This is a genomic window from Thiothrix subterranea (genome assembly GCF_016772315.1).
GTDB classification, from domain to species: Bacteria; Pseudomonadota; Gammaproteobacteria; order Thiotrichales; family Thiotrichaceae; genus Thiothrix; species Thiothrix subterranea.
Window position 1 is genome coordinate 1,356,982 of the sequence record NZ_CP053482.1, and the last position, 25,993, is coordinate 1,382,974.

General features: G+C 51.7%; 20 protein-coding genes and 4 tRNA genes. 6 read left to right on the plus strand and 18 right to left on the minus strand.

Annotated features, from left to right (window positions below):
- Nucleotide 1 precedes the first annotated feature (1 nt).
- The 12 genes from rpoB to HMY34_RS06780 all read right to left on the minus strand — a co-directional run bounded on the left by rpoB (nt 2) and on the right by HMY34_RS06780 (nt 9,352).
- The gene (gene rpoB / locus HMY34_RS06725; RefSeq protein ID WP_202718502.1) at nt 2–4,105 is read right to left on the minus strand and encodes a DNA-directed RNA polymerase subunit beta; all 4,104 of its coding nucleotides are present in this window, start codon (nt 4,103–4,105) and stop codon (nt 2–4) included.
- A gap of 158 nt (nt 4,106–4,263) precedes the next feature.
- Nucleotides 4,264–4,638: a 50S ribosomal protein L7/L12 gene (gene rplL, locus HMY34_RS06730; protein WP_202718503.1), complete on the minus strand. Its 375-nt coding sequence runs from the start codon at nt 4,636–4,638 to the stop codon at nt 4,264–4,266.
- A 28-nt stretch (nt 4,639–4,666) separates the two neighbouring features.
- On the minus strand, nt 4,667–5,185 hold the full coding sequence (gene rplJ / locus HMY34_RS06735) for a 50S ribosomal protein L10 (protein ID WP_202718504.1): 519 nt from the start codon (nt 5,183–5,185) through the stop codon (nt 4,667–4,669).
- Between the two features lie 264 nt (nt 5,186–5,449).
- Entirely contained in the window at nt 5,450–6,145 is a 696-nt protein-coding gene (gene rplA / locus HMY34_RS06740) for a 50S ribosomal protein L1 (protein WP_202718505.1), read from the minus strand.
- 1 nt (nt 6,146) lies between these two features.
- Nucleotides 6,147–6,578 (minus strand): 50S ribosomal protein L11, encoded by a 432-nt coding sequence (gene rplK, locus HMY34_RS06745; protein ID WP_028489184.1) that lies wholly within the window; start codon nt 6,576–6,578, stop codon nt 6,147–6,149.
- Between the two features lie 54 nt (nt 6,579–6,632).
- Nucleotides 6,633–7,166, minus strand: coding sequence for a transcription termination/antitermination protein NusG (gene nusG, locus HMY34_RS06750; protein WP_202718506.1), 534 nt, complete (start codon nt 7,164–7,166; stop codon nt 6,633–6,635).
- Entirely contained in the window at nt 7,166–7,561 is a 396-nt protein-coding gene (gene secE, locus HMY34_RS06755; protein WP_202718507.1) for a preprotein translocase subunit SecE, read from the minus strand. Before secE ends, nusG begins: the two co-directional genes overlap by 1 nt.
- 102 nt (nt 7,562–7,663) lie before the next feature.
- Nucleotides 7,664–7,739, minus strand: a tRNA-Trp gene (locus HMY34_RS06760).
- Between the two features lie 59 nt (nt 7,740–7,798).
- Nucleotides 7,799–8,989 (minus strand): elongation factor Tu, encoded by a 1,191-nt coding sequence (gene tuf, locus HMY34_RS06765; protein ID WP_202718508.1) that lies wholly within the window; start codon nt 8,987–8,989, stop codon nt 7,799–7,801.
- A 32-nt stretch (nt 8,990–9,021) separates the two neighbouring features.
- A tRNA-Thr gene (locus HMY34_RS06770) sits at nt 9,022–9,097 on the minus strand.
- Nucleotides 9,098–9,126: 29 nt separating this feature from the next.
- Nucleotides 9,127–9,200, minus strand: a tRNA-Gly gene (locus HMY34_RS06775).
- 67 nt (nt 9,201–9,267) lie between these two features.
- Nucleotides 9,268–9,352: transfer RNA gene (locus tag HMY34_RS06780), tRNA-Tyr, on the minus strand.
- A gap of 184 nt (nt 9,353–9,536) precedes the next feature.
- On the opposite strand from HMY34_RS06780, the gene HMY34_RS06785 reads away from it, so the two are divergent.
- Entirely contained in the window at nt 9,537–10,862 is a 1,326-nt protein-coding gene (locus HMY34_RS06785; protein WP_202718509.1) for a UDP-glucose dehydrogenase family protein, read from the plus strand.
- 8 nt (nt 10,863–10,870) lie between these two features.
- Here the strand turns inward: HMY34_RS06785 and HMY34_RS06790 are convergent, their stop codons facing one another.
- From HMY34_RS06790 to HMY34_RS06810, 5 genes are read right to left on the minus strand one after another with little or no spacing between them, the layout of a single operon-like run.
- On the minus strand, nt 10,871–14,476 hold the full coding sequence (locus HMY34_RS06790; RefSeq protein ID WP_202718510.1) for a translocation/assembly module TamB domain-containing protein: 3,606 nt from the start codon (nt 14,474–14,476) through the stop codon (nt 10,871–10,873).
- Entirely contained in the window at nt 14,473–16,245 is a 1,773-nt protein-coding gene (locus HMY34_RS06795; protein WP_202718511.1) for an autotransporter assembly complex protein TamA, read from the minus strand. The genes HMY34_RS06790 and HMY34_RS06795 overlap by 4 nt, the downstream gene beginning before the upstream one ends.
- Nucleotides 16,246–16,285: 40 nt before the next feature.
- A complete protein-coding gene (dacB, locus tag HMY34_RS06800; protein WP_202718512.1) occupies nt 16,286–17,761 on the minus strand; it encodes a D-alanyl-D-alanine carboxypeptidase/D-alanyl-D-alanine endopeptidase in 1,476 nt (491 codons plus the stop codon).
- Between the two features lie 19 nt (nt 17,762–17,780).
- A complete protein-coding gene (gene tsaA, locus HMY34_RS06805) occupies nt 17,781–18,500 on the minus strand; it encodes a tRNA (N6-threonylcarbamoyladenosine(37)-N6)-methyltransferase TrmO (RefSeq protein ID WP_202718513.1) in 720 nt (239 codons plus the stop codon).
- Between the two features lie 2 nt (nt 18,501–18,502).
- Nucleotides 18,503–19,261 (minus strand): YdcF family protein, encoded by a 759-nt coding sequence (locus HMY34_RS06810; RefSeq protein ID WP_202718514.1) that lies wholly within the window; start codon nt 19,259–19,261, stop codon nt 18,503–18,505.
- Between the two features lie 78 nt (nt 19,262–19,339).
- Here HMY34_RS06810 and HMY34_RS06815 point away from each other — a divergent pair, with 78 nt between their 5' ends.
- A complete protein-coding gene (locus HMY34_RS06815) occupies nt 19,340–20,587 on the plus strand; it encodes an ATP-binding protein (RefSeq protein WP_202718515.1) in 1,248 nt (415 codons plus the stop codon).
- Here HMY34_RS06815 and HMY34_RS06820 read toward each other — a convergent pair.
- Nucleotides 20,584–21,075 carry a HugZ family pyridoxamine 5'-phosphate oxidase gene (locus HMY34_RS06820; protein ID WP_202718516.1) on the minus strand — a complete coding sequence of 164 codons (492 nt, stop codon included), beginning with the start codon at nt 21,073–21,075 and terminating at the stop codon, nt 20,584–20,586. The two genes, HMY34_RS06815 and HMY34_RS06820, sit on opposite strands and share 4 nt — an antisense overlap.
- Before the next feature lie 144 nt (nt 21,076–21,219).
- On the opposite strand from HMY34_RS06820, the gene HMY34_RS06825 reads away from it, so the two are divergent.
- The 4 genes from HMY34_RS06825 (at nt 21,220) to HMY34_RS06840 (ending at nt 25,992) form a co-directional block, all read left to right on the plus strand.
- On the plus strand, nt 21,220–21,684 hold the full coding sequence (locus HMY34_RS06825) for an META domain-containing protein (protein ID WP_202718517.1): 465 nt from the start codon (nt 21,220–21,222) through the stop codon (nt 21,682–21,684).
- Nucleotides 21,685–21,796: 112 nt separating this feature from the next.
- Nucleotides 21,797–22,474 carry a hypothetical protein gene (locus HMY34_RS06830; protein ID WP_202718518.1) on the plus strand — a complete coding sequence of 226 codons (678 nt, stop codon included), beginning with the start codon at nt 21,797–21,799 and terminating at the stop codon, nt 22,472–22,474.
- Nucleotides 22,475–22,486: 12 nt separating this feature from the next.
- Nucleotides 22,487–23,647: a copper amine oxidase gene (locus tag HMY34_RS06835; RefSeq protein WP_202718519.1), complete on the plus strand. Its 1,161-nt coding sequence runs from the start codon at nt 22,487–22,489 to the stop codon at nt 23,645–23,647.
- A gap of 17 nt (nt 23,648–23,664) precedes the next feature.
- Entirely contained in the window at nt 23,665–25,992 is a 2,328-nt protein-coding gene (locus HMY34_RS06840) for a copper amine oxidase (RefSeq protein WP_202718520.1), read from the plus strand.
- The last annotated feature ends 1 nt before the right edge of the window (nt 25,993 follow it).

Sequence of the window (25,993 nt, forward strand, 5' to 3'; positions counted from 1 at the left end):
GTTAATCCCGTTCCAGTTCGATATTCAGACCCAGTGAGCGGATTTCCTTCATCAATACATTGAAGGACTCAGGCATACTGGCTTCCATGAAGTGGTCGCCGTCCACAATGTTTTTATACATCTTATTACGACCGTTCACGTCATCCGACTTGACTGTAAGCATTTCTTGCAAGGTGTAAGCCGCGCCGTAAGCTTCCAGCGCCCAAACTTCCATTTCCCCGAAACGCTGACCACCAAATTGCGCTTTACCACCCAAAGGCTGTTGCGTAACAAGGCTGTAAGGCCCGGTGGAACGTGCGTGCATTTTATCGTCAACCAAGTGATTGAGTTTGAGCATGTGCATGTAACCCACGGTTACTTTACGCTCAAACGTATCGCCGGTGCGTCCGTCACACAATTGCGTTTGCCCACTTTCTGGCAAATCGGCTAAGCGCAACATGGCTTTGATTTCGGCCTCATCCGCACCGTCAAATACCTGTGTTGCCATCGGCACGCCTTTGCGCAGATTGTTTGCCAACGTAATGACTTCATCATCGGTCAACTCAGCAATCATTTCATCTTGATTTGGATTACCGCCCGTGGCGTAAATTTCACTGATGAATTGACGTAATTCGTCGATTTTTGCTTTGGTATCAATCATCCGCGCAATCTTTTCGCCCAAGCCTTTAGCCGCCCAACCTAAGTGAGTTTCTAATACCTGACCAACGTTCATACGCGATGGAACGCCCAACGGATTCAATACGATGTCCACTGTTTGACCATTGGCGAGGTATGGCATGTCTTCCACCGGCACGATGCGTGAAACCACACCCTTGTTACCGTGACGACCTGCCATTTTATCCCCAGGCTGCATTCGACGTTTCACCGCGATGTAGACTTTGACCATTTTCAGCACACCCGGCGCGAGGTCATCGCCCGCCATGAGCTTGTCACGTTGTTTGTGCAAACGGGTTTCGTAGTGCTTTTTCTTCTCATCAATCTGGTGAGACAGCGATTCGAGTTGGGTATTCACCTCATCATCTTGCATACGGATGGCGAACCAATCTTTTTTCTCCAGATTATGCAAGTAAGATTCGGTCACAACCGTGCCAGACGTTAAGCGATTAGGGCCACCAACGGCCTCTTTACCGATCACCAACTTCGCAAAACGGTCAAAAATATCCGCTTCATAAATACGCAATTCATCGCGTAAATCTTTGCGAACTTTCTTCAGATCTTCTTCCTGAATCGCCAAGGCACGCGCATCACGTTCAACCCCATCACGGGTAAACACACGCACGTCGATAACCGTACCCGTCATGCCCGTTGACACCCGCAAAGAGGTATCTTTTACGTCAGACGCTTTTTCACCAAAGATGGCACGCAGCAATTTTTCTTCTGGCGTCAATTGGCTTTCGCCCTTAGGTGTCACCTTACCGACCAGAATATCACCCGGTTTGACTTCCGCACCCACGTGGATAATGCCGCATTCGTCCAACTTTGCCAGCAGGCTTTCGCTCACGTTCGGAATATCCGCCGTGATTTCTTCTGGCCCCAGCTTGGTATCACGCGCCAGACACGACATTTCTTCGATATGAATCGACGTATAACGGTCTTCATCCACCACGCGCTCAGACAGCAAGATCGAGTCTTCGTAGTTGTAACCGTTCCAAGGCATAAAGGCGATGAACATATTCTGCCCTAACGCCAATTCACCCAAGTCCGTGGAAGAACCGTCCGCCAATACGTCGCCACGCGCAATGACGTCACCAACTTTGACAATCGGGCGTTGATTAATGCAGGTGTTTTGGTTGGAACGGGTGTACTTGATCAAACTGTAAATATCAACACCGCCACGCACTTCGTCGGCTTCATCGTCATTCACACGCACGACCACACGCCCTGCATCCACGGAGTCAATAATACCGCCACGACGTGCTGAAATTGCTGAACCGGAGTCTTGCGCTACCGCACGCTCCATGCCCGTACCAGACAATGGCTTGTCTGCACGCAAGCAAGGAACTGCCTGACGTTGCATGTTAGAACCCATCAAGGCGCGGTTCGCGTCATCGTGTTCCAAGAATGGGATCAGGGATGCTGCCACGGATACGATTTGCTTCGGCGATACGTCCATGTACTGGACTTCGTTCGCTTGCTTCAACGTAAATTCATTACGGTGACGGCAAGAGACGAACTCATCTGACAAACGACCTTCATCATCCAATTCCGCACTCGCCTGCGCGATCACATAATTGGATTCTTCAATCGCTGACAGGTAGTCAATCTGCATGGTCGGTTTACTGTCAATAACCTTGCGATAAGGCGTTTCCAAGAAACCGTAGTCATTGGTACGCGCATACACCGCCAATGAATTGATCAGACCGATGTTCGGGCCTTCCGGCGTTTCGATTGGACAAACCCGACCGTAGTGGGTTGGATGTACGTCACGCACTTCAAAGCCTGCACGTTCACGGGTTAAACCGCCCGGCCCCAGCGCAGAAATACGGCGTTTGTGGGTCACTTCCGACAGCGGATTGTTTTGATCCATGAACTGTGACAACTGGCTGGAACCGAAGAACTCTTTGATCGCCGCCGAAACTGGCTTGGAATTCACCAGTTCTTGCGGCATCAGACCTTCGCTTTCCGCCATCGTCAAACGCTCTTTGACCGCACGTTCAACACGCACCAAGCCAACACGGAAGGCATTTTCAGCCATTTCACCGACGCTACGCACACGACGGTTGCCGAGGTGGTCGATGTCATCGACGTCATCGCGACCGTCACGGATGTCGATCAGCTTTTTCAGCACATCGAGAATGTCGTTTTGATCCAATACACCCGAACCGGTCGCTTCCTCACGTCCCAAACGACGGTTGAACTTCATCCGACCCACGCCAGACAAGTCATAGCGGTCATCGACGAAGAACAGATTGTTAAACAAGTTTTCTGCTGCTTCTTTGGTCGGTGGCTCACCAGGACGCATCATGCGATAGATTTCAACCTGTGCTTCCAACTGGCTACTACTGGGATCAATCTTCAGAGTATTGGAGACAAACGGGCCACGATCTAAATCATTGGTGTAGAGAATCTTAAATGTCTTAATATCGTTGTCGCGCAATTTTTCCAAGAGCGCAGGGGTGAGTTCGTCATTGGCAGAGGCCAACAACTCACCCGTAGAAGAGTCAATAATGTTGTGTGCTAAAATCTTGCCGGGTGTACTGCCCATGCCGGTCATATAATCGTTGGGTACAACCAGCTTGTTCATGCCGGACTTTTCCAACTGACGGATATGCTTAGCAGTAATGCGCCGCCCAGTCTCTACCAAAACTTGGCCGTCCAGCATAATGTCAAATGAAGCCAAATCGCCGCGCAAGCGCTCAGGGATTAACTCCATTTCAATGGAACTGTCACTCAAATGCACCGTCGTTTTGTCAAAAAAGACATCCAGAATGCCTTCATTCTGCATACCCAGTGCACGCAGCAAAATCGTCGCGGGCAATTTGCGGCGACGGTCGATACGTACAAAAATAGAATCTTTCGGGTCGAACTCGAAATCGAGCCATGAACCACGGTAAGGAATTACCCGCGCACTGTGCAACAATTTGCCAGCGGAATTGGATTTACCCTTGTCATGCTCAAAGAACACGCCTGGTGAACGGTGCAACTGAGAAACGATAACACGCTCAGTACCGTTAATAATAAATGTGCCTTTATCCGTCATCAGTGGCAATTCGCCCAGATAAACGTCCTGCTCTTTAATGGCCTTGACCACTTTGGCATCCGCAGGTGCATCTTTGTCATAAATGACCAGACGCAATTTAACACGCAGTGATGTCGCAAACGTCAAACCGCGCAACTGGCATTCCTGCACATCGAACACAGGCTCTGCCAAACGATAGTCGGCATACTCCAACGCAACATAGTTGTTGTAGCTAACAATCGGAAATACCGAGGAAAAAGCCGCGTGCAAACCAACGTCCCTGCGCTCTGCGACTGGCTTTTCCAGTTGCAGGAAGTGTCGATAGGAATCTAACTGAATGGTGAGTAAGTTAGGCACATCCAGTATCTGCGGCCGCTTACCAAAATCTTTGCGGATCCGTTTCTTTTCGGTATAACTCAGTCCCATCGTCTTTCCTCTTCTGGAATCAGAACCCCGGCGCACAACATAAACTGCCGGATTTTTCACTCGCCTTAATAAGCGAGAAAAGGCCGACAGTACTTATGCACTGCCAGCCTGCAAGGTATGTAAGAACTAGTTGCAGTGCAACATGCTCGACCTCAATATTACTTGAGTTCGACAGTAGCGCCTGCGGCTTCTAGCTCTGCTTTCAATTTCGCTGCGTCGTCCTTGCTTGCTGCTTCCTTCACAACGGAAGGAACGCCTTCAACCATGTCTTTTGCTTCTTTCAAGCCAAGACCGGTTGCGCCACGGACAACCTTGATAACGTTGATTTTGTTAGCACCAAAGCTAGTCATTACAACGTTGAATTCAGTTTGTTCTTCAACCACAGCAGCAGCTTCAGCAGCAGCAGCAGGGCCAGCGACAGCAACAGCAGCCGTTACGCCAAATTTCTCTTCGATCGCTGAAATCAGATCAACGATTTCAGTTACCGTCATGTTGGCAAACGTTTCCAACATATCTTCTTTAGTACAAGCCATTTTGTTTCTCCAAAACCTAAATCAGTAATCAATCCAAGCTAATGCCAGCGGCTTCAGCTTTTTGGTCACGCAATGCAGCAAGAGTGCGAGCAAATTTATCCAACGGTGCACGCAGGACAGCAGCCAAGGTGGCCAGTGCCTGATCGCGAGTTGGCAATTTCGCCAGACGATCCAATTCAGAAGCTGGGAGCATAGCGCCGTCGATAGCGACGAACTTTACTTCCATCTTGTCATGGGCTTTGTCTTTCTTGAAGTCTTTAATCAGGCGTGCCGCTGAGCCTGGGTCTTCCTGAGAAAACGCCAATACCAACGGGCCAACCAAACCGTCTTGGATACACTCGAAAGCAGTACCTTTAACAGCGATTCGCGCCAGATTATTCTTCACAACACGCAGGTACACCCCATTCTTACGTGCGTTTTGACGCAACGTAGTGAGTTGAGCTACGGTCAATCCACGGTACTCAGCAGCTACCGCAGAATAAGCACTTGCAGCAACTGCGGCCACTTCAGAGACAATCTCTTTTTTCTCTTGCAGTGTTAATGCCACGTTATCTACTCCTGGTTTGGCGGATAATCCACCATTTATCGATCACGTACCGGAAACATCCGGCTTGCGAAGGAAACAGCGTCCCAAACCATCTTACTGACTCGGGGAACGCCATCTGCGCAGGTTCTCTACACGTAGTGCAGAACCATTAAGCTTCATACGAAGCACCTACGGTCTCTGACGACATACGTCCTGTATATCTTTTTGCCTTGCGGCTGTTTCCATCCTTGGAAACGGAGAATGGGGCAATAACGCCCCAATCCATTAGTAAGACAGTGATGCGTTATCGACTGTCAAACCAGTACCCATGGTGGTGGATACGGAAACTTTCTTCAGGTAGATACCTTTGGACGTGGATGGCTTCATTTTTACCAAGTCTGCTACCAGCGCATTGATATTGCCAACCAGCTTATCGGTATCAAAATCAACGTTACCAACGGAACAATGGATGATACCACCCTTGTCTGTGCGGTAACGGACTTGACCGGCCTTAGCATTGCGGACAGCACCAGCAACGTCAGGGGTCACAGTGCCAACTTTCGGGTTAGGCATCAAACCGCGTGGACCGAGGATTTGACCCAATTGACCGACCACACGCATCGCGTCCGGGCTGGCAATGACTACGTCAAAATCCATCTTGCCTGCTTTGATGTCAGCCGCAAGATCGTCGAAACCCACGATGTCTGCACCAGCAGCCGTTGCTGCTTCAGCGTTTGCACCTTGTGCAAATACGGCAACACGCACCGTTTTACCATTGCCGTTTGGCAACACGGTAGAACCACGCACGACTTGGTCAGATTTACGTGGGTCAACACCGAGGTTGAAGCTCACGTCAACGCTTTCCAAAAACTTGGCACGTGGCAAAGATTTCAAGGTATCCAGCGCATCAGAAATGGCGTAAGCCTTGGTGCGGTCGATCTTTTCAGCGATTGCCTTTTGGCGTTTAGTCAATTTTGCCATCTTACATGCCCTCCACTTCTAGACCCATGCTACGCGCAGTGCCTGCGATGGTGCGGATTGCCGCTTCCATACTGGCTGCTGTCAAGTCTGGTGTTTTTGCCTTAGCAATTTCTTCCAGTTGTGCAACGGTGACTTTGCCAACTTTATTGCTATTCGGTTTTGCACTACCCGATTTGATACCGACTGCTTTTTTCAGCAGAACAGAAGCTGGCGTGGTTTTCATTACAAACGTAAAGCTCTTATCGCTGTACGCTGTAATAACAACAGGTGTAGGCAGGCCGACTTCAAGGTTCTGTGTCGCAGCATTGAATGCTTTACAGAATTCCATGATGTTCAGACCACGTTGACCGAGTGCAGGGCCGATAGGTGGACTTGGGTTTGCTTTACCAGCCGGAACTTGCAGCTTGATAAAAGCGATGACTTTCTTTGCCATGATATTTTCCTATAAATGGGTAATAGCGCCTGACGGCTCCCCGTGACTATCTAATCAGGCTTTGCCAACCTGATAGAATTCCAACTCAACGGGCGTTGAGCGACCAAAAATTTGCACGGCAACCAACAAGCGGCTTTTTTCATAATTGACTTCTTCGACTACGCCGTTGAAATCTTTAAATGGCCCATCAGTAACACGCACGACTTCACCCGCATCGAAAAGAACTTTCGGGCGTGGCTTTTCAGCCCCCTCTTCCACTCGACGCATAATGTTATCGACTTCTTTTTGCGTAATGGGGGCTGGCTTATCCGCCTTACCACCAATGAAACCCAGCACCTTTGGCGTTTCTTTCACCATGTGCCACGTTTCATCATTCATTTCCATTTCAACTAACACGTAGCCGGGAAAGAACTTACGCTCACTTTTACGCTTTTGCCCGTCGCGTATTTCAACCACTTCTTCAGTAGGCACTAGCACACGACCAAAGGACGTTTCCAAACCGAAACGCACAATGCGCTCTTCAAGCGAGCGCTTAACTTGATTTTCAAAAGCAGAATAAGCTTGAACTACATACCATCGCATTGCCATCAGACACTTCCTCCGCCGAGCATACTTTTAACTCCCCAACCAAGCAGGGAATCAACACCCCAGAGAAAGATGGACAGAATCAGAACAATGACCATTACCATTAAGGTAGTCTGCAACGTTTCAGCACGAGTAGGCCAAACCATCTTGCGAACTTCCAGACGCGAGTCCTTCATAAAGCCCAACAAGCGTTTACCTGACAAACTGGATAGAGCCACAGCCACAGCCACACCGACAATAGCTAACAACCCCAACACACGTAGCAATAAAGAGACGGGCTGACCTTGCCAATTTTCAAAATAGTAAAAACCCACAATCCCCAAGAACAGGAGTGCGATAGAAATGACAAGCTTTACTGTATCCAGCGATGAGCCCTGTTCTTCGGTGTGTACTGACATTTATTTTTTACCAAACCTGATAGCCGAATGACTTTGGATAACACACTGTAAACAGTTTAACTACAATGACCACAATTCATCGTCCAAAGCCATCTATAAAGATGGCAGGCCAAGAGGGAATCGAACCCCCAACCTGCGGTTTTGGAGACCGCCGCTCTGCCAATTGAGCTATTGGCCTGTAAAGGCAAGAAAGAGCAGAGAGAATACTCTCTGCTCTTTCAAAACACAAGATGTTATTTACGCAATGATCTTGGCAACAACGCCAGCACCAACGGTACGACCACCTTCGCGGATAGCGAAGCGCAAACCGTCTTCCATCGCGATTGGGTTAATCAGCGTAACAACCAATTTAACGTTGTCACCTGGCATAACCATTTCGACGCCTTCTGGCAATTCGCAGGCGCCGGTTACGTCCGTAGTACGGAAATAAAACTGTGGGCGATAGCCTTTGAAGAATGGCGTGTGGCGACCACCTTCGTCTTTAGACAGAACATAGACTTCTGCTTCAAACGTGGTGTGTGGCTTGATTGAACCCGGCTTGCACAGAACTTGACCGCGTTCAACTTCTTCACGCTTAGTACCACGCAGCAACAAACCAACGTTGTCACCCGCCATACCTTGATCCAGCAACTTACGGAACATTTCAACGCCCGTAACGGTAGTTGATTTAGTATCGCGAATACCAACGATTTCGATGGTTTCACCGACTTTGACCACACCACGTTCGATACGACCGGTTACTACTGTACCACGACCAGAGATAGAGAATACGTCTTCAACCGGCATCAAGAATGTACCGTCGATAGCACGCACTGGGTCTGGAATGAAAGTGTCGATAGCTTCAATCAAACGTGCAATGGATGGAACGCCGATGTCAGATTCGTCGCCTTCCAGCGCCATACGTGCTGAACCCTTAACGATAGGGGTATCATCACCGGGGAAATCATAGCTAGACAGCAGCTCACGCAGTTCCATTTCGACCAGTTCTAACAACTCTTCGTCATCAACCAAGTCACATTTGTTCATATAAACGACAACGTATGGAACACCAACTTGGCGAGACAACAAAATGTGCTCACGTGTTTGTGGCATTGGACCGTCAGCCGCTGAACAAACCAAAATAGCGCCGTCCATCTGAGCAGCACCAGTGATCATGTTTTTAACATAGTCAGCATGGCCTGGGCAGTCAACGTGTGCGTAGTGACGTGTTTCAGATTCATATTCTACGTGTGCGGTAGAAATGGTGATACCACGTGCTTTTTCTTCAGGAGCCGCATCGATCTGATCGTAAGCTTTTGACTCACCGCCAAATTTCTTGGCCTGTACAACTGTCAACGCCGCTGTCAGCGTGGTTTTACCGTGGTCAACGTGACCGATTGTGCCGACGTTTACGTGCGTTTTATTACGCTCAAATTTACTTTTTGCCATGATCGATAACTTCCGTTAAATTCCTGAATAATTGGTGCTCTCAGGCAGAGTCGAACTGCCGACCTCATCCTTACCAAGGATGCGCTCTACCACCTGAGCTATGAGAGCAAAACCATTTTAACGACTCAGCCAGAAATTGGAGCGGGTGATGGGAATCGAACCCACACAATCAGCTTGGAAGGCTGAAGTTCTACCATTGAACTACACCCGCCTGAAGTCGTGTGCCCACACCGTACCGCATGACAATATGCATCAAGCTGAACGTGCAAACTAAAATATGGTGGAGGGAGAAGGATTCGAACCTTCGAAGGCAGTGCCAACAGATTTACAGTCTGTCCCCTTTGACCGCTCGGGAATCCCTCCGACTGGAAAGGACGGCATTTTGAGTGAATCACTCGTCAATGTCAACCTTGAAAAAGCAGAATTTTGTCATTAATTTTCGACGGCTAAACTGGTAAGTTCGTCGGCTTAATTGTTACAAAAATTAGCGGATTTGATCATAATGCGTATCGTATACAAAAATCCAGTTTTTATTTAGGAACCATCAATGAAAGTTACAATTTACGGTTCGGGCTATGTCGGCCTAGTCACCGGTGCTTGCTTAGCACAAGTGGGCAATGACGTGCTCTGCGTCGACGTTGATGAACGCAAAATCAATATGTTACTCAATGGCGAAATTCCCATTCATGAACCTAGCCTCGACAAAATGGTGCAAGCCAATATTGCCGCCGGGCGTTTGAAATTTACCTTATCAGCCGCCGAAGGCGTGGCACACGGTTTATTTCAGTTTATCGCCGTCGGCACGCCACCGGATGAAGACGGTTCGGCTGACCTGCGTTATGTACTCACCGTTGCCCGCTCGATTGCGCAACACATGGACGGCTACCGCATTGTGGTCGACAAATCCACCGTCCCGGTCGGCACGGCTGACCGAGTACGCGCAGCGATGCTGGAGGTATTGGAACAACGGGCTTTCAACGCCGAATTCGACGTGGTATCCAACCCTGAATTTCTAAAAGAAGGCGCAGCACTTGACGATTTCATGAAACCCGATCGAATTGTAATCGGCACCGACAACCCACGCACCACTGAACTCATGCGCGAACTCTACGCCCCGTTCAACCGCAGTCATGACCGATTAGTGGTGATGGACATTCGTTCCGCCGAACTCACCAAGTATGCAGCCAATGCAATGCTTGCCACCAAAATCAGCTTCATGAATGAACTGGCGAATATGGCGGAATTACTCGGCGCTGACATCGAGAAAGTGCGCATCGGCATCGGCTCCGACCCGCGCATTGGCTATCATTTCATCTATCCCGGTTGTGGCTACGGCGGTTCGTGCTTCCCCAAAGACGTGCAAGCACTGGAACGCACCGCGCGTGAAATCGGCTATAACGCCGAATTATTGTCGGCGGTAGAGGCCGTCAATTACCGCCAGAAAGACAAACCATTCGAGAAACTTCAAAAGCATTACGGTGCCAACCTCGAAGGCAAAACCGTAGCGCTGTGGGGCTTGGCCTTCAAACCCAATACCGATGATATGCGTGAAGCCTCCAGCCGTAACTTAATGGAAGCGCTGTGGAAACAAGGCGTTACCGTACAAGCCTTTGACCCGGTAGCGATGGAAGAATGCACCCGCATTTACGGGCAACGCCCTGACCTGAAACTGTGCCAGACCGCCGAAGCAGCGCTGGAAGGTGCCGATTGCCTCGTCATCGTCACCGAGTGGCAACAATTCCGCAGCCCCGATTTCGATGCCATTAAGTCCAAGCTCAACGATCCCGTCATCGTGGATGGGCGCAATTTGTATTCACCCGAACAAATGGCGAAAAAAGGCATTACCTATTACGCAATAGGGCGCGGCTGTTAAGTAACGGCTCAACGCCGCAGCGGGCCAGTATCGGTGTCGATCTTGTAAATCAAGTCGACACCTTGCTGGAGACCTGCTTGCGCCTCAACCTGTAAGTGCTTGTTAATTTGATAAGTAATTGCCACCCGTTGCAACGAGTCAAACAAACCCACGATATAACGCACGTAGAGCCTTGCCCCTAAACGTTTGCCCAAGGCCAGTTCACTTTGGTCGAAATCGCCGTTTTTGGCCTTCAGGCTCACATCATCCAAACCCAAGCTCCCCCCTAAACGTTGCGCAAGATTTTCGCCCCCCGCAATGCCCAAACCCGTAATCGCCTCCATTAATAGGGATGATTGATCACCACTTAAACTGGACATTGCCCGCCCAGTCAGCAAATAACTCAAGGTATCGCTTTGCGTTTGCAGGGGAGTGGAAAATAACGTCGATTCCGGCTGTTGCACCGTGCCAGCCAGTGAAATACCCACTTTGATGTCACCATCAGCCACTTCGCGCACCGCTCGCACATCCAGCCCCGGATTATTCAACGGGCCATTGAAAATCAACCGCCCGCGCTCAATCGCCAAGCGCTGTTCATACGCCTTGTAAACCCCATCCACGACATTGAGCACGCCTTCGGCAATAATATCCTGACGGGTACGCAACACCCGCAATTTGCCCGTCAGTCGCGCATCCAAACCAAAGCCATTGAATGTAACCTTATCGCCCAGTTCAATCACCACATTGGGCTTAATATTCAACGGCGCATCTTTCACCAAAACGGTCGCTGGCTCACCCGCAACGGCTGTAGCAGCGCTACGCCCCACAATCACCACATCATCCGAACGCGCACTGGCAGTCTGCGGAATTTCCCGCAAACTCACCGTCGCTTCAGGAATCAACACGCTACCGCTAATCGCCACCTCGCTAGGGCTGGCTTGAATCCGCAAATCGGGGGAAACCCATGCCTGTATTTCATGCGTATCCATCAACTTGAGCCGATTGCCTTGCAAGCTCACATCCGCCTCCCACTGCGGCAGGTTTGCTAACGACAACACCCCGTTGGCTGTCATAGTGCCGCCGCCCGCCCGCAACGAACCGTTAATCGTGGCACGTTCTGTTCCGCTGGCTTGCATGTTCAAATTAATCGCATCCAATTTCACCCCCGCTTCCGGCAAATGCACTTGCCCCTCGGTTAAGCGCACCTCGCCATTCACAACCGGCTGTTTGAGCAAACCACTGATTTGCACATCACCCGCCACTTTGCCCTGCAAACGGTCAATCTGCGGTGAAAAACGTTCCAACCACGCAATATCCGGCAGTGAGGCATTCAGGCGAGCATTAATCCGATGATTGCCATCCGTGGGCGACAGGTCGATACGCCCATCGGCACGTAATTGCCCATAACTCACCAAATCCAGTTGCGCCTGCACCTCCATCTGCCGGTCATTGAGGCTGACATCCGCACGGGTATTGCTGTATTGAACCGTTTCGGTTTTGCCCTTACTCCCACGCACACTGACACTACTATCGGGCAACCGTAACGCAACACTCGCCACCGGCTTGCCGCCACGTTGCTCAAAACGGTAATCGGCATTGGCTGTCCCTACCACATTCACGGTATCCGGCAACCACTGACGCAACATCACCAGCGGAATTTCCTGCAAATCCCCCGCAATGCTGAATCCCGCAGCAGGTGTCCATGCCGGTTTGCCGCAAGCACGCGCCACCTGATTGTTCAAACAAATCAGCGAACCACTAAACGCCTTAGCAGACGCCTGCAAATTAATCGGCGCAACCGTCTTCCAATCACCCGCCGGAGTATCGCGCAATGCAAGGCTAGGAATCGTGCCTTGCCATTGTCCATTTTTCCAACCGCCGTTCGCAGTTACATCAAGCTTGCCCGACTCATGGGTCACTTGCGCCTTCACTTGATGACTAGTGATTGTCCCCTGCCCCTCAATAGTTGCTGCCTGAATCAGGGTTTCACCCGTTTTGAAATCCTTAAGCTTACCGTCCACCTCATAGCGTTCACCCACTTGCTGTGCCTGCAAATCCAACGCGCCCAACCGGTAATCCTGATAACGCAATTTGCTGCCGGTTAAATCCGCCTGAATCTCTGGCGCTTCTAATTTGCCTTTGAAAATGCCTTCGCCCTGCAAACTGCCTTCCAAACCTTTCCACGCTTTGGCAAGATTTTTGGCATCCACTTTCCAGCGCAAATCAAAGGGCGCGGTGGCTTGCCCGGACACTTCGAGCCGATTGCCGCCGGACTGAATCACCACCTCTTGCGCGGCGAGTTTGGCATCGCCCCAAGCGAGTTTACCCTTGGCATTGAGGTCGTAACCTTCCACGTTGCCGGATAAATCCGCCACATCGAGTTGCAATTGCGAACCATCGAGCAGCCCCTGCAACGTCCCCTTACCCTTGGCATTGCCGCGTAAACGCGGGTCAAGCTGTGCCAGTTTTGGCGCATCTATCTGCCAGTTGATGTCGAGTTTGTCGCTGGCAGCACCATTTGCCAGCAAGCGGTTATCGCCAACTTTGGCATCCAGCGCTTGCAGATTGATGACCTTGCTGTTCCAGTCGCCCTGCCCGCTTATGTCCACAGGATATTCACGCAACTTGCCCTGCAAGCGCGTCACGTTCAGTGTCGTTGCTTGCAATTTACCCTGCTGAAAGGTGCCGCCCGAACGCAGTTGCACATCAAGCGCAGCAGGCCAGTCTTTGAGAAACGCTTCTGGATTCAACTGGCTGCCGTCAACTTCGGCTTGCCAAATCAGCGCATCCTGCCAATCCACATGCCCCGTGGCACTCAGCGCCCCCGCCGCACCATTAAGCTGCAATTGCGCTACCGTGAGGTCAACAAACGAACCCTTTCCCTGCAAAGTGCCTTGGTAGCGCGGGTAAGCGGCATAAGCCCAATCCGCCGTCATATAGAGGGTATATTGCAATAACTCGCCGCCCACATCAGCTTTCGCTGTACCGACACCCCACGTTGTGCTGTTCGCATCCACAACCACACGCAACGCCAGCTCGTGCGGTTTAGCCAATTGCATCGTGCCATCCAATGCCACATCGACCTTGCCTTGTGCGTCGTAAAGCTCAGCTTGCAAATTATCGAGGTGTAATTTTCCGTCATGGGCTTGCGCATCCAATTGCACATCACGCAAGCGCAATGGGTGTTCACCTTGCCAAACTTCCAGTTCCTTGATGCGGATTTGTTGGGCATCGAGATTCAGTGGCAATGCAATCGACATTAATTCAAACGGACTGCTGGCTGCCGCCTCCTGACTTTCCGGCAAGCGAATCACCAATTTATCAGCCAGCAAACGGCTGACCCGTAAGGTCGGCGGAGAAGCCACTTCCACCTGACTATCCAGGTCTACATTGTCAGCTTCCAATGTGGCACTGTCGCTTTCCCAGCGGATACGACTGGCTTTGAGACCCGTTGCCAGCGTGCCTTCGACATTTTCCAGCGTGAGACCAGAAACAAAATAAGGCGCATTATTTACCAAAAACCGCGTACCGGTTTGCGACAAGGTTAGGAAAGCAACACTTCCTAACACCAGCAACAGGAGTAGAAAAATGACCAGCAAGGGGTTAACCAATAAATGTTTCAGCCATTGATTCACAAGTCAGGCCCCAAACTAAAGTAGAAATGCACATCACCGGGATCATCGGTCGGCGCGGCAATATCGGCACGTATCGGCCCCAGCGGGGATTTGTAACGTACCCCGAACCCCGCCCCCACTTGCATGGTCAAATTCGCGGTATTGTCAAACGCATCCCCTGCGTCCACAAAACCCGCCGCACTCCAGTTATCCACCACTGGGCGTTCGTATTCAACGCTGGTGGTCAACACATGCTTGCCGCCTAACACATCACCAGCAGCATTGTTTTCCCCCAAGGACTCGAAATCGTAGCCGCGCACCGAGCTTTGCCCGCCCGCAAAAAAACGTAGCGATTTGGGCATAGTATCGAGATCATCGGTCAAGGTTGTACCTGCCGCACCTTGTAAAATCAACTTATCGCGGTTGTTTAATGTGCGCAGATACTTACCACTCACTTTGCCTTGCAATACGCTTTGGTCACTTAACACCCCATCGACTGCACCCTGCACTTCAGCCGCCACTTGCCAACCCTGTGAGGGGAATAATAAATCGTCGGTTTCGGTCTTTTTAACCCGTGCCCCAGCAAGCGTCAGTTGCGAACGGGTTTCCGCGCCACTGGTCACGCGCGTGGTTTCATCGAGGTAATTGATGAATACCGTTTGTTGCCAATCGTGGCGATTGCGGCGGTTATAATCCAAGCCCAGTTTGAGCGCTTCGCTTTCGATCCCGTTGTTGTCGGTATGGCGTACCCCGCCGGAAAGACTGGCAAACTCGTGTTCTGGTTGCCATAGCGGTACTTTGTAAGCGCCTTCCACCGACTGCTCATTTTGCGCCACTACACCTTTGGCATTGAATTTGTGACCTTTATCGTTAACCCAATGCGCATCCATGCCGGTTTCGACCCGAAACCCGGTATCGGTGCCATACCCCACCCGCCCATCATAGGTATAGCGTTTGCGCCGTGTGGCTGTAATGCCCACAGGCACGACACCGTTTTCGGCTTGTTGGTAAGCGCCGCTCACTTGCACTTCGTTGTAATAACCGCTGCCTTCCAACATCCGCTGCTGTTTCAGCAAGTTTTCAGCGTTGTAGGTATCGCCCTCACGCACGCGCAAATAGCGATTGAGGTATTTTTCCGCCAACACATTTTGTTCCACTTTAACCTTGCCCACTTGGTAACGTTTACCCGTCTCAAAATGCAGGCGTACTTGCGCTTGGCGCGTGTCAGGGTCGACTTGAATTTCCCGCAGCACGTATTCCGCGTCGAAAAACCCTAAGCGGTTGGCAGTACTATTGAGGCTGGCTTTGAAATCTTCGTATTTTTGGTGCACCAGCACATCGCCTGTTCGGTAGGGCAATGCAGCGGTTATCTGACGAAATTCCGGCAAATCTTTGCCCGCGCCCGTCAATTGCACCTCAATAAGTGTCACGCGCACCGGCTCGCCGGGTTGTACCGCCACATGCAACGCCAAGCAATTGCCTTGTTGCACCGGGGTAACATTAAAACGAGCGCTGTAATAGCCCATCGCCTCCGCGCCTTCGTGCAGTTTTTCTTCGGCAGATTCGATGAAACGCTGCACCCGATCGGTCGAGCTATCGCATTTGAGGTTGCGCAAGGAAGGCATGAAAGCCCGTAAATTATCCGCCAGCGCCGTATCCGCCCCCTGCACCGTCACCTTGACAGGGGATTCCGCTTCAGCCGCCGCTTCCGCTTCGGTTTGCTGGAAAAAAGCCGCATACCCCGGTGCGCTTGCACCCAGTAAACATAACCCCCAAATGATTGTTTTCATGCTGCGCTTCCGGCTCCTTATATTTTAGCTGCTACATGGCTTATTGCTCGAATGCCCATTTCAATAAAGCATCCTGCAAGCGCCTTCCGCCACCTTGTGCTTCCCGACCATTATGCAATAACACGATGACCAGGCGCTTACCGCTGCGGGTCAACATATACCCTGCGATAGCCGTGGCATCATTCAACGTGCCCGTTTTCAGGTGGCTGCGCCCGCGTAAATCATCGTCTTTGAAACGGCTTGCCAATGTCCCGTCTTCACCCAGTAGCGGTAACGACGCCATGAATTCCGGCATATACGGGTCACGCCATGCCATCTCCAATAACGCGCCTAACTGCCGTGCACTGACACGTTCACTGCGCGATAAGCCGGAACCGTTTTCCACTACCATACCAGTGTAGTCGATACCGGCTTTTTTGAGCATATCGGCGGTCGCCATCCGGCTTTTGTCCAATGTCGCGGGCGCTCCCAGCACTTTCGCGCCGATGGTGAGGAACACATTGCGCGTCATCACATTATTGCTCCACTTATTGATGAAGCGGATTTGTTCCCCCAAAGTACGCGACTCGTGAGTATGCAATAATACATCGCCGTCCCGTACCTGCCCGATTTGCAAGTTACCGCTGAACTTACCGCCTTGCGACTGCCACACATCCCGAAACGCATTGAATACGTGCGCTTCAGGGGTGGACAACACCCGCAGCACAAAGTTTTTACCGCAATCGGGCGCATACGCCCCAGAAATCTTGATCGCCGCGTCGGTTTGCTGGAAAGTCGGCTGGTAATGCCCCTTGCGGCAACCGCCTTTTGCCAACACCATGCTATTGTCCAATTGCAAACCGGGAATCAGCGGGAACGGCGTAATTCCCACTTTGCCCGTGGCTTGGTCGGCTTCCAATAGAAAACGGTTCGCCTGAAAGTTAAACATTAGCGCCGACGGCTGGGCGTTGTAGACACGGGTTGGTTCATTGTCGAAAGCCGCTGGGTCGTAATCGGGAATGTTGAAATAACTGTTATCCACCACCAATTGCCCGCGAATCTCTTTCAAGCCTTTAAGTTGCAGATCGTGCAGCAATTGCCAAAAGGCTTCATCGGTTAGAAACGGGTCGCCGTACCCTTTTAGGATCAAATCACCGTTGAGAATACCGTCCTTCAATTCACCGCGCATCCAAGCTTCGGTTTTCCAGGTATAGCTGGGGCTAAGTAACTTGAGTGCTGTCCAAGTCGTCAGCAATTTCATCACCGACGCGGGGTTGCGCGGCACGTTATCGTTATGCACCACCATCGGTACGTTGGCGTTTAAATCGCGGATGTACACACTCAGGTTTTCAGAGGGAATCTTGGCTTGCTGCATGAACACCTGAATATCAGCAGGCAAATCAGCGGTTTGTTGGTGGCGAATCAGGGTAAGTTCAGCCGGTTGCGGTGCTGGGCGAACAGGCAGCAGCGATTCTGCGGCACTAACGCTCCCCAGATTCACGCACAGCCCGATGGTGATGAATAATTTTTTCAACATAATGCATTCGTTATGGTTTTTAAGGGTCTGGTTTAAGGTCGGCTAATTCTAGCACCTCAATACCCGCTGCGGTGTAATGCCAGCGCAAATCAAAATCGTAGAGGCGCATGGCGTATACCCTGTCCACCACTTGCCCTTGCTGGTAGGAAGGGCGCGGGTCTTGACTCAGAATCTGCTCAATCAATACACGCACATCGGTGTGCCATTGCGCTTGTTTTTGCGCACATTGCTGGCTGGCTTGGGCAGAAAACATCACAGGCTGCGGCGCAAGTGGCGCATCCGGTGCAAAGCCTGCCCGCGCTTGCGGCAGCGCATCCGCATACGGAAGATACGGTTTAATATCCAGAATCGGCGTGCCATCCAGCAAATCTGCCCCGGCGAGTTCGAGGGTGATGTTACTCCCTGACACCTGAATCCCGCATAACTCAGCCACCGTCAGACCAATCGGGTTGGGGCGAAACGTGGAACGGGTGGCGAATACACCCAGTCGTGCATTGCCGCCGAGACGCGGCGGGCGCACCGTGGGTTTCCAGCCTTGCGCTTGCGTGCCGTGGAAGACGAAGATTAACCAGACGTGGGAAAAGCCTTCGAGTCCGCGCACGGTTTCGGGCAGGTTGTAGGGGGGCAACAGCGTGAGGGTGGCACGAGCGGCTGTGACCAAACCGGGCTGGCGGGGGATGCCGAATTTTTCTTTGTAGGGGGAAGTGATTGCGCCGATGGGGGAAAGTGAGTACTTCATGTTTACAATAGTCCCCGCAACTTCGCCCACACAATCCCCATGTACTCATACGCCACCCGTTGCGCCGCCAACACAGAGTCACTATCTGGGAATAAGTCAGCCGGACTAAACCCCGCGTTATCTTGCACCACATAATGCGTTGGTGCAGGCACGACATTCACCCCCGCCAACCTGAACAAACCCACCGCACGCGGCATATGCGACGCTGATGTCACGAGAAGTACTTTGTCATCACCCACCATTTGCCGAATAATGAGCGCTTGGGTTTCGGTATCTGGCGACTCCTCATCCACCCGAATATCGGCGGGATTGACTCCCAGTGACAACGCCATTTCACGCATGGATTCCGCATCCGAACCAGAGCCAAACACTCGCCCGCCAGAAACCAGTAATGTCGCCCCCGGCAATTGCCGATACAAACGAATCCCTTCCACCAATCGCCCCAACGATGCCTCACTCAAACGCGCATGGAGCGGAATTGCCGCATCAGAAAATGTACCGCCACCCAACACGGCAACCCATTTTGCATCCCCCACCACCGCAGTCACGGGTGGATATTCATGCTCCAACGCTTTCAAAGCAGGCGCAAATCCCCAACCATAGCTCACCGCCAGCAACAATACCGAACCCGCCGTGACCAAAACCTTGCCAGTTTTCTGCCGATGCGTGAACCACAGCAGCACCAAACCGATCAGCAGCAACAACACACACAACGACAGCGGCATAATGGCGTTAGACAACAGTTTTTTGAACAAGAACATCCCCAGAACTCCCTCACAATTTTGATAATTCAAGGCTATACTTTAGAATATCTAAACCCTAACTTTACATTTGCAAATATGTTTACCGAACGCCGCCTCGCCCCTAAGCTCTTGACCGCCCTCAACAGCAGCCCGATTGTGTTCATCAGCGGCGCACGCCAAGCCGGAAAAAGCACCTTAGTACAAACGCTGGCGGCAGACCACTTCCCCGCCGATTACGTCACCTTCGACAGTCCCACCGCGATGGCAGCCGCTGTTAGCAACCCCGACTTCTTCCTAAGCCGCGACCGCCCACTGATTATCGACGAAGTTCAGCTTGTCCCCGACATCTTCCGCGCCCTCAAAAAACGCATCGACGACTTGCGCCTCAAAGACAAAGCCAACAGTAACGGACGCTATTTACTGACAGGTTCAGCCAATATCATGGCATTGCCCAAACTCGCGGATGCACTAGTCGGACGCATGGCGTTGCTAAGCCTCTACCCCCTCTCCGCACTGGAACTGCACCAACAAAACGGCACATTCCTCACCAACCTATTCAGCAACCGCTTCCCCTATCAAACCCTCAACACCAGTATGGAAGCCACACTGACCACCATCCACGATGCAACATTCCCAGAACTCCCCGGCAAAACCGATGCAGAACGCGAGTTGTGGTTTGACAGTTATATCAGCACCCTATTACAACGTGATGTGCGCCAAATCGCCGAAGTCGAAAAAATCACCTTGCTACCCAGCCTATTACGTCTAATGGCAGCACGCGCGGGCAATCTGGTGAATGACAGTGAAATCGCCCGCAGTGTCGGTCTGAATGCTGTGACAGGCAAACGTTACCGCACCCTTTTAGAATTCATGTACCTCACCACCGATATTCCGCCGTGGTTTCGCAATATTGAAAAGCGCCTAATCAAAGCGCCCAAAGCCTACTTGTTGGACACCAATTTGCTCTGCCACACGCTCGGCTACCGCCTACAAGATTTACCCTTACACAACCCTACGCTGTTTGGGCATGTCCTCGAAAACTTTGTTGCCAGCGAACTCATCAAGCAATTGTCGTTCAGTAATACCCGCGCCAACTTGTTTCATTTCCGCACCAGTGACGGTAAAGAGGTCGATTTCGTCTTAGAACAACCCAATGGACAATTAGCAGGCGTTGAAGTCAAAGCCGCAGGGCAAGTCCAAAGCAGTGATTTCAAAGGCTTGCAAGAACTGCAACAACAAGTAGGCGCTGACTTTCTCTGTGGCGTGGTATTGTATCAAGGCACTGAAACCGTTCCATTCGGTGAAAAGTTGTGGGCAGTGCCATTACCCGCACTCTGGCATTAACTTTGCCCCGGCCCGATGTGTTGCAACTCACGCAAGCCTTCCCCCGCCAACACAAACGCTTGCCCAAACCCCATCACGAAGCGCCCGGATTGCGGAACCAGCCGAAACATCACGAAATCCCCCAAGCCACGCAGCAAGCCCACCACATTGCCAAATCGCGCCTCCATCGCATCCAATAGCGATGCATATTCCGCCGCTTCCCGCGCCACGACCTCTGCCACACAGCGGTAAGTCACACGAGTACGTGCAAAAATTTGCCGCGCCATTTGTTCATCCTCAATCAGCAAGACTGAGAGTTGCGGGTGTTGCAGAATTTCTTGCGTATGGCTCGATAGCCGACTCACGAAAATACAAAAATGCCCCGCGTCATCCTGCACAAATGGCGCATAACTGATCGACGGCTCCCCCCCTGCATCCAAGGTAGCCAATTGCAGGGTTTTTGCACACTTCAGTAGTTGCCCCAGTGTTTCCTCAGGGTTCTTGCTCATGACTTTTCTCCGCAAATAAGCTCATCATACAACTCATCAGTTCATTTTGCGTGATGCGTGCTTGCGGGAGCATCATTCTGTGCAACTTTTTTCTGTTTCAAACCTCTATATAACCATAACAATACAGCACTTAGGAGTTAGACCATGCTCAAGGTATTTTTTTCCTCATTAACAAGGCAAATCATCGGCGCACTGGTGTTTTTAAGCATCATTTCTGCCTGTAGCTTTGACGCCAGAGAACCCGCACCTAATATGACGTTAGCAAGCACCAGTTGGACATTGAAAACCTTGGATGGCAAACCCGTCACCACCGACAAATTACCCACCATTCAATTTGATAACACACGCATGAATGGCTATTCCGGTTGCAACCAATTTTTCGGCAACTACACCAGCAGCAGCGACGGCATTTTCACCACCAGTGCGGTAGGCGCAACTAAAATGGCATGTCTCGATGACAAAAATGCCTTGGAACAACAATTTTTTGCCCAACTGGAAAAAGCCAATCAATATGCAATTACCCTTGAACAACTCCATCTCTTGGATGACAAGCGTAATATTTTGATGGTTTTGAATGCAGCAAAACCAGCCGCTGACAAAGCAAAATAAGATTTTTTACCGTTTATCATAAAAATAAAATGGGCTGGCATTCCCACACTAGATGACCAGCCCTTCATATTCTTAAACTGACACCAACATTTACATAATAACGGTTTCAGTCATGCCTAAGATATTGTCACTACGCACCTTGCTGCATTGCGCCACGCTGCTCTGTGCGCTAACACACTTACCAGCCGTCGCCAACAATCTTGATCCGCTGAGTGAGGCTGAAATAGCACGTGCCACCCAGCGTGCTAATACTGCTCCCCCTGTCTCCACTGTCCGCAGCACCCCAACCAATAGCAGCACAACGACACCCGCACCAGAACTGCTGTTGGTCGAACGTCACCCCAACGCCAAAGGCCAAACCGCCCGCCTAGCGGATGTCTACACCTATTACTACAGCACCAATGAAACCCTTATTGAGGTGATTGACCTCGACACCAACCAAGTGATTTCCAGCAGACGTGAACAAAACCTGCAACTGCCGCTGACTGCCAACGAATTGCAACGCGCCTCTGCTCTCATCTTTGCCGATGACGAACAGCGCAGCCTATTGGATGCCGAATTCAAGCGCATTACCGGGCAAACCCTGAATAACCCCATGCAACAATTACAGGTCAAAGCCTTCGTCTTCCACGCCTCCAGCTTGCCCGAACAGCTTAATGCCGCGTCTCAGCAATGCGGCTTGCACCGTTGCGCCCAAGTGCTGCTCTACACCGCCGATTCCGTGGTGTTTGAAGTCAGCCCCATCGTCAACCTGTCCGCAGGTGTCATTACGCAAAACATCGGCTTCTAAGGGAACCCCACCATGCAATACCGCACTCCCCTACTGGCACTCAGCCTCCTAATCACTTGGCAACAACCCGTGTTTGCTGCCCCTAGCACTGCCTGCACCGGGCAAACACTCAGCAAAACCTTCGCATCCGGTGCAAGCTGGAATCTCTGCTGGACACCCCGCCAAGCCGAAGGCATTGTCTTATCGCAAGTCATCTACAAAGCCCCCAACCACCCCGCACGGCGTGTACTGGGCGAAGCCGCACTTTCCCAACTGGAAACCGCCCTTGATGACGGCTCGGTTGCGCCTTTATTTCTGAGCACCGAAGCCGGTTTCGGCGGCAATAATCTGCAAACCCTCAACGCTGCCGATTGCAGCGGCGGCACACTACAAACCGCCAGCGGGCGCAATGTATTGTGTGCCACCACCCGCGACCACGGCTATTCCTACAAATACACCACCCAACGCCAAGGGCAATTGTGGGAATTGAGCAGCCATTCACAAATCGGCTCGCGCAATTACGCGGTACGCTGGCGCTTTTATGAAAACGGTACGATTGAACCCAGCCTTGGTTTGAGCGGCGAACTACCTGTCGTTGACGCCAGTGCTGCCCAATACGGCTGGCCTGCCATGCAAAGCGGCAAAATCGCCACAGGTTTCACCGATCATGCGCTCTGGCGGCTGGATTTCGACCTCGACACCACCCCAGCCAATGACCTAGTAGAAGAAATCAGCAGCACCCCGAGTTCGGATCGCTTACGCAAAACCAAAGCCATTGCCCCGCTTAACACCGAAACCGGGCGCAGTTTTGACCCCGAAACCAAACGTTTCTGGCGTATCCGCGATGGCATTCTCACCAATGGCAGCGTTGGGCAACTCTCCTATGAACTGATTCCCAACCGTTACGACCACAGCCGCGCCAATAGCAGCAATACCCCCTGGCTGGCGCAAGACGTGTTTTTCACCCGCTACAACGCTTGTGAGAAACACGCTGCCAATAACCCCACCAGCAATTGCACCGCCAACGTTAGCCAATTTACCAACGCTGAGAGCCTCAATCAGCAAGACATCGTAGTGTGGTACAAACAAAGCTACCACCACTTACCCCGCAGCGAAGACAGCAATCGCATTGGCACGGTGTGGAGCAGCTTCCAACTGTTACCGCGTGACTGGCATTCCACCAACCCTTTCTGATAGCGAGAACGATAACAATGAAACCATCAGTTTATGCGTATGCCGCCACCGTTCTGCTGGCACTCGGCAATTTCTTGCCTACGAGCGTACAAGCCGCCGAATTTTGCGCCGATCAGTATTACGTTGACACCACACTCCCCAATCAATCGCGCTGGGATATGTGTTGGGAACACCGCAACCGCGAAGGCATTGTGTTGCACCACATCCATTACACCCCCAAGAACGGCACGCGCCGCATGGTGCTGTATCAAGCAGCCGTGGCACAAATTCACGTTCCCTACGATGACAATGGCGCACGCTACCATGACGTATCCGACTATGGCTTGGGCAATAACTACATGTCTGCATTGACGGCACAAGAATGCGTTGGCGGGCAACTGCTCAGCTATGCAGGCAAAAATGTGCTGTGCCAACAAGTCACACCCCGCGACGATGCTTACAGCGTCGACAATGACCGTTTGCAGGGCGATGCCCTCAGTTTGTTCAGCGTTTCCGCTATCGGTGCGTACAACTACATCCCCGAATGGCGCTTTCTGGATGACGGCGCGATCGAACCCGGCATCGGTGCAACCGGCGCTCTGCAACGTTTTGGCGCGAGTAACATTGCTCAACACGGCTGGCTCTTGGAAAGCAATAAAGTCGGCATTGCCCACCTACACAATTTTTTCTGGAAACTGGACTTCGACCTCGGCGGCACCGGCACCGACGATGTAGTGGAAGAAATCAACCACACCCAAAACGCAGGAAAACTAGCACGCACCCACACGCCATTCACCAGCGAAGCCGCCCGCTCGGTCGATCCGGCAAGCTTGCGCAGTTGGCGCGTTATGGATGGCAGCCTGAAAAACAGCAAAGGTTTGCCACTCTCCTACGAAATCCAGCTCCCCGAATCGTTACAACGCGATGTAGGCCCCAGCACCGAACCCTTTACCCACAACGATTTCTACGTCACTAAGCAAAAAAGCTGTGAATTATTCGCCTCCCACAACCCGACGACCAACGCCTGTGCGGAAAACCTCAGCGCGTTTGTCAATGGTGAAAACCTTAGCGGGCAAGACATTGTGGTATGGCCTTCCACCACGTTCTACCACATGCCCCGCGCCGAAGACGCACCGCGCATGGATACCCACTGGAGTCACATCCGCGTCATTCCTCGCGACTGGCACGACAAAAATCCACTGAGCAATAGCGCGGAAACCACGGCTGATACCACCCCACCGCCGCCACCTCCTCCGCCGCCTGCGACTGGCAGCGTGTCGAATAATGCCAACGGTATCAGCGTCAATGGCAACCTAAGCGACTGGGCAAGCCTGACATCGTTTGGCACTGATCCCGATGACGTGACGGGTACTAACAACAAACTCAACTGGCTAGAAGCATGGGCAGCCAACGACACTGACCGCGTTTACCTTGCCTACAAAACCAAAGGTAACATCGACACCAGTGGTTTCTGGGGCTATCAGGCGTATTTGGATACTGACGCCAGCACCACCAGCGGCTACCGCACCGGCGCATTGGGCGCGGACTACTTAGTGGAAGGCGCGAACCTGTGGCGTTATACCGGCGACGGCACAAGCTGGAGTTGGGCATACCAAGGCAATATGACCGCGCAAACCAGTGGCAATGCCGCAGAATTCAGCTTCCCACGTAGCTGGTTAGGCAATAGCAATGAATTACGGGTTCTGTTCTGGGGCAACAATGCCGCGTTTGGTGGCGATGCGAAAGACGCTTACCCCGATGGCGCATTCAACACCGCCAGCACCACGCGCTATTTCACTTATAAAATGTATATACCAACCACCACCGGAACCAACAGCATCAGCAACCCTGTCACCAGTCTTACCATCAATGGCAATCTGAGTGACTGGAACAGCATGACTTCTTTCGGTATCGACCCAACCGACGTGAGCGGTGCTAATAACCCGTTGGATTGGCAAGAAGGCTGGCTGGCGCACACCAGCAGCAATGTTTACCTCGCTTACCGCACCCTCAATGCGGTAGATACCAGCAAATTCTGGGGCTACCAAGTCTATTTCGACACCGACAGCAATGGCGCAACCGGCTACCAAAACAGTGCCTTGGGCGCGGAATACATGCTGGAAGGTCAAACCGTTTGGCGCTATACCGGCGATGGCGACAGTTGGAGCTGGACACCCCAAGGCACGACCACCAACGCGGCAAGCGGGCAAACCGCAGAATTCAGCTTTCCGCGTAGCTGGTTAGGCAACCCAACCAACTTGCGCCTAATGTTCCGAGGCAATAACGCTGCCTTTGGTGGCACGGCTGAAGACGTTTATCCGAATGCCACGGCAAACCCGCGCTATTTCACGTACCGTTTTCAATAAT

What these genes read in the sequence shown, in the direction of transcription:
- rpoB (WP_202718502.1), bottom strand. Translation starts at nt 4,105, where the DNA reads ATGGGACTGAGTTATACCGAAAAGAAACGGATCCGCAAAGATTTTGGT.
- rplL (WP_202718503.1), bottom strand. Translation starts at nt 4,638, where the DNA reads ATGGCTTGTACTAAAGAAGATATGTTGGAAACGTTTGCCAACATGACG.
- rplA (WP_202718505.1), bottom strand. Translation starts at nt 6,145, where the DNA reads ATGGCAAAATTGACTAAACGCCAAAAGGCAATCGCTGAAAAGATCGAC.
- rplK (WP_028489184.1), bottom strand. Translation starts at nt 6,578, where the DNA reads ATGGCAAAGAAAGTCATCGCTTTTATCAAGCTGCAAGTTCCGGCTGGT.
- nusG (WP_202718506.1), bottom strand. Translation starts at nt 7,166, where the DNA reads ATGGCAATGCGATGGTATGTAGTTCAAGCTTATTCTGCTTTTGAAAAT.
- secE (WP_202718507.1), bottom strand. Translation starts at nt 7,561, where the DNA reads ATGTCAGTACACACCGAAGAACAGGGCTCATCGCTGGATACAGTAAAG.
- tuf (WP_202718508.1), bottom strand. Translation starts at nt 8,989, where the DNA reads ATGGCAAAAAGTAAATTTGAGCGTAATAAAACGCACGTAAACGTCGGC.
- HMY34_RS06785 (WP_202718509.1), top strand. Translation starts at nt 9,537, where the DNA reads ATGAAAGTTACAATTTACGGTTCGGGCTATGTCGGCCTAGTCACCGGT.
- HMY34_RS06795 (WP_202718511.1), bottom strand. Translation starts at nt 16,245, where the DNA reads ATGAAAACAATCATTTGGGGGTTATGTTTACTGGGTGCAAGCGCACCG.
- dacB (WP_202718512.1), bottom strand. Translation starts at nt 17,761, where the DNA reads ATGTTGAAAAAATTATTCATCACCATCGGGCTGTGCGTGAATCTGGGG.
- tsaA (WP_202718513.1), bottom strand. Translation starts at nt 18,500, where the DNA reads ATGAAGTACTCACTTTCCCCCATCGGCGCAATCACTTCCCCCTACAAA.
- HMY34_RS06810 (WP_202718514.1), bottom strand. Translation starts at nt 19,261, where the DNA reads ATGTTCTTGTTCAAAAAACTGTTGTCTAACGCCATTATGCCGCTGTCG.
- HMY34_RS06815 (WP_202718515.1), top strand. Translation starts at nt 19,340, where the DNA reads ATGTTTACCGAACGCCGCCTCGCCCCTAAGCTCTTGACCGCCCTCAAC.
- HMY34_RS06820 (WP_202718516.1), bottom strand. Translation starts at nt 21,075, where the DNA reads ATGAGCAAGAACCCTGAGGAAACACTGGGGCAACTACTGAAGTGTGCA.
- HMY34_RS06825 (WP_202718517.1), top strand. Translation starts at nt 21,220, where the DNA reads ATGCTCAAGGTATTTTTTTCCTCATTAACAAGGCAAATCATCGGCGCA.
- HMY34_RS06830 (WP_202718518.1), top strand. Translation starts at nt 21,797, where the DNA reads ATGCCTAAGATATTGTCACTACGCACCTTGCTGCATTGCGCCACGCTG.
- HMY34_RS06835 (WP_202718519.1), top strand. Translation starts at nt 22,487, where the DNA reads ATGCAATACCGCACTCCCCTACTGGCACTCAGCCTCCTAATCACTTGG.
- HMY34_RS06840 (WP_202718520.1), top strand. Translation starts at nt 23,665, where the DNA reads ATGAAACCATCAGTTTATGCGTATGCCGCCACCGTTCTGCTGGCACTC.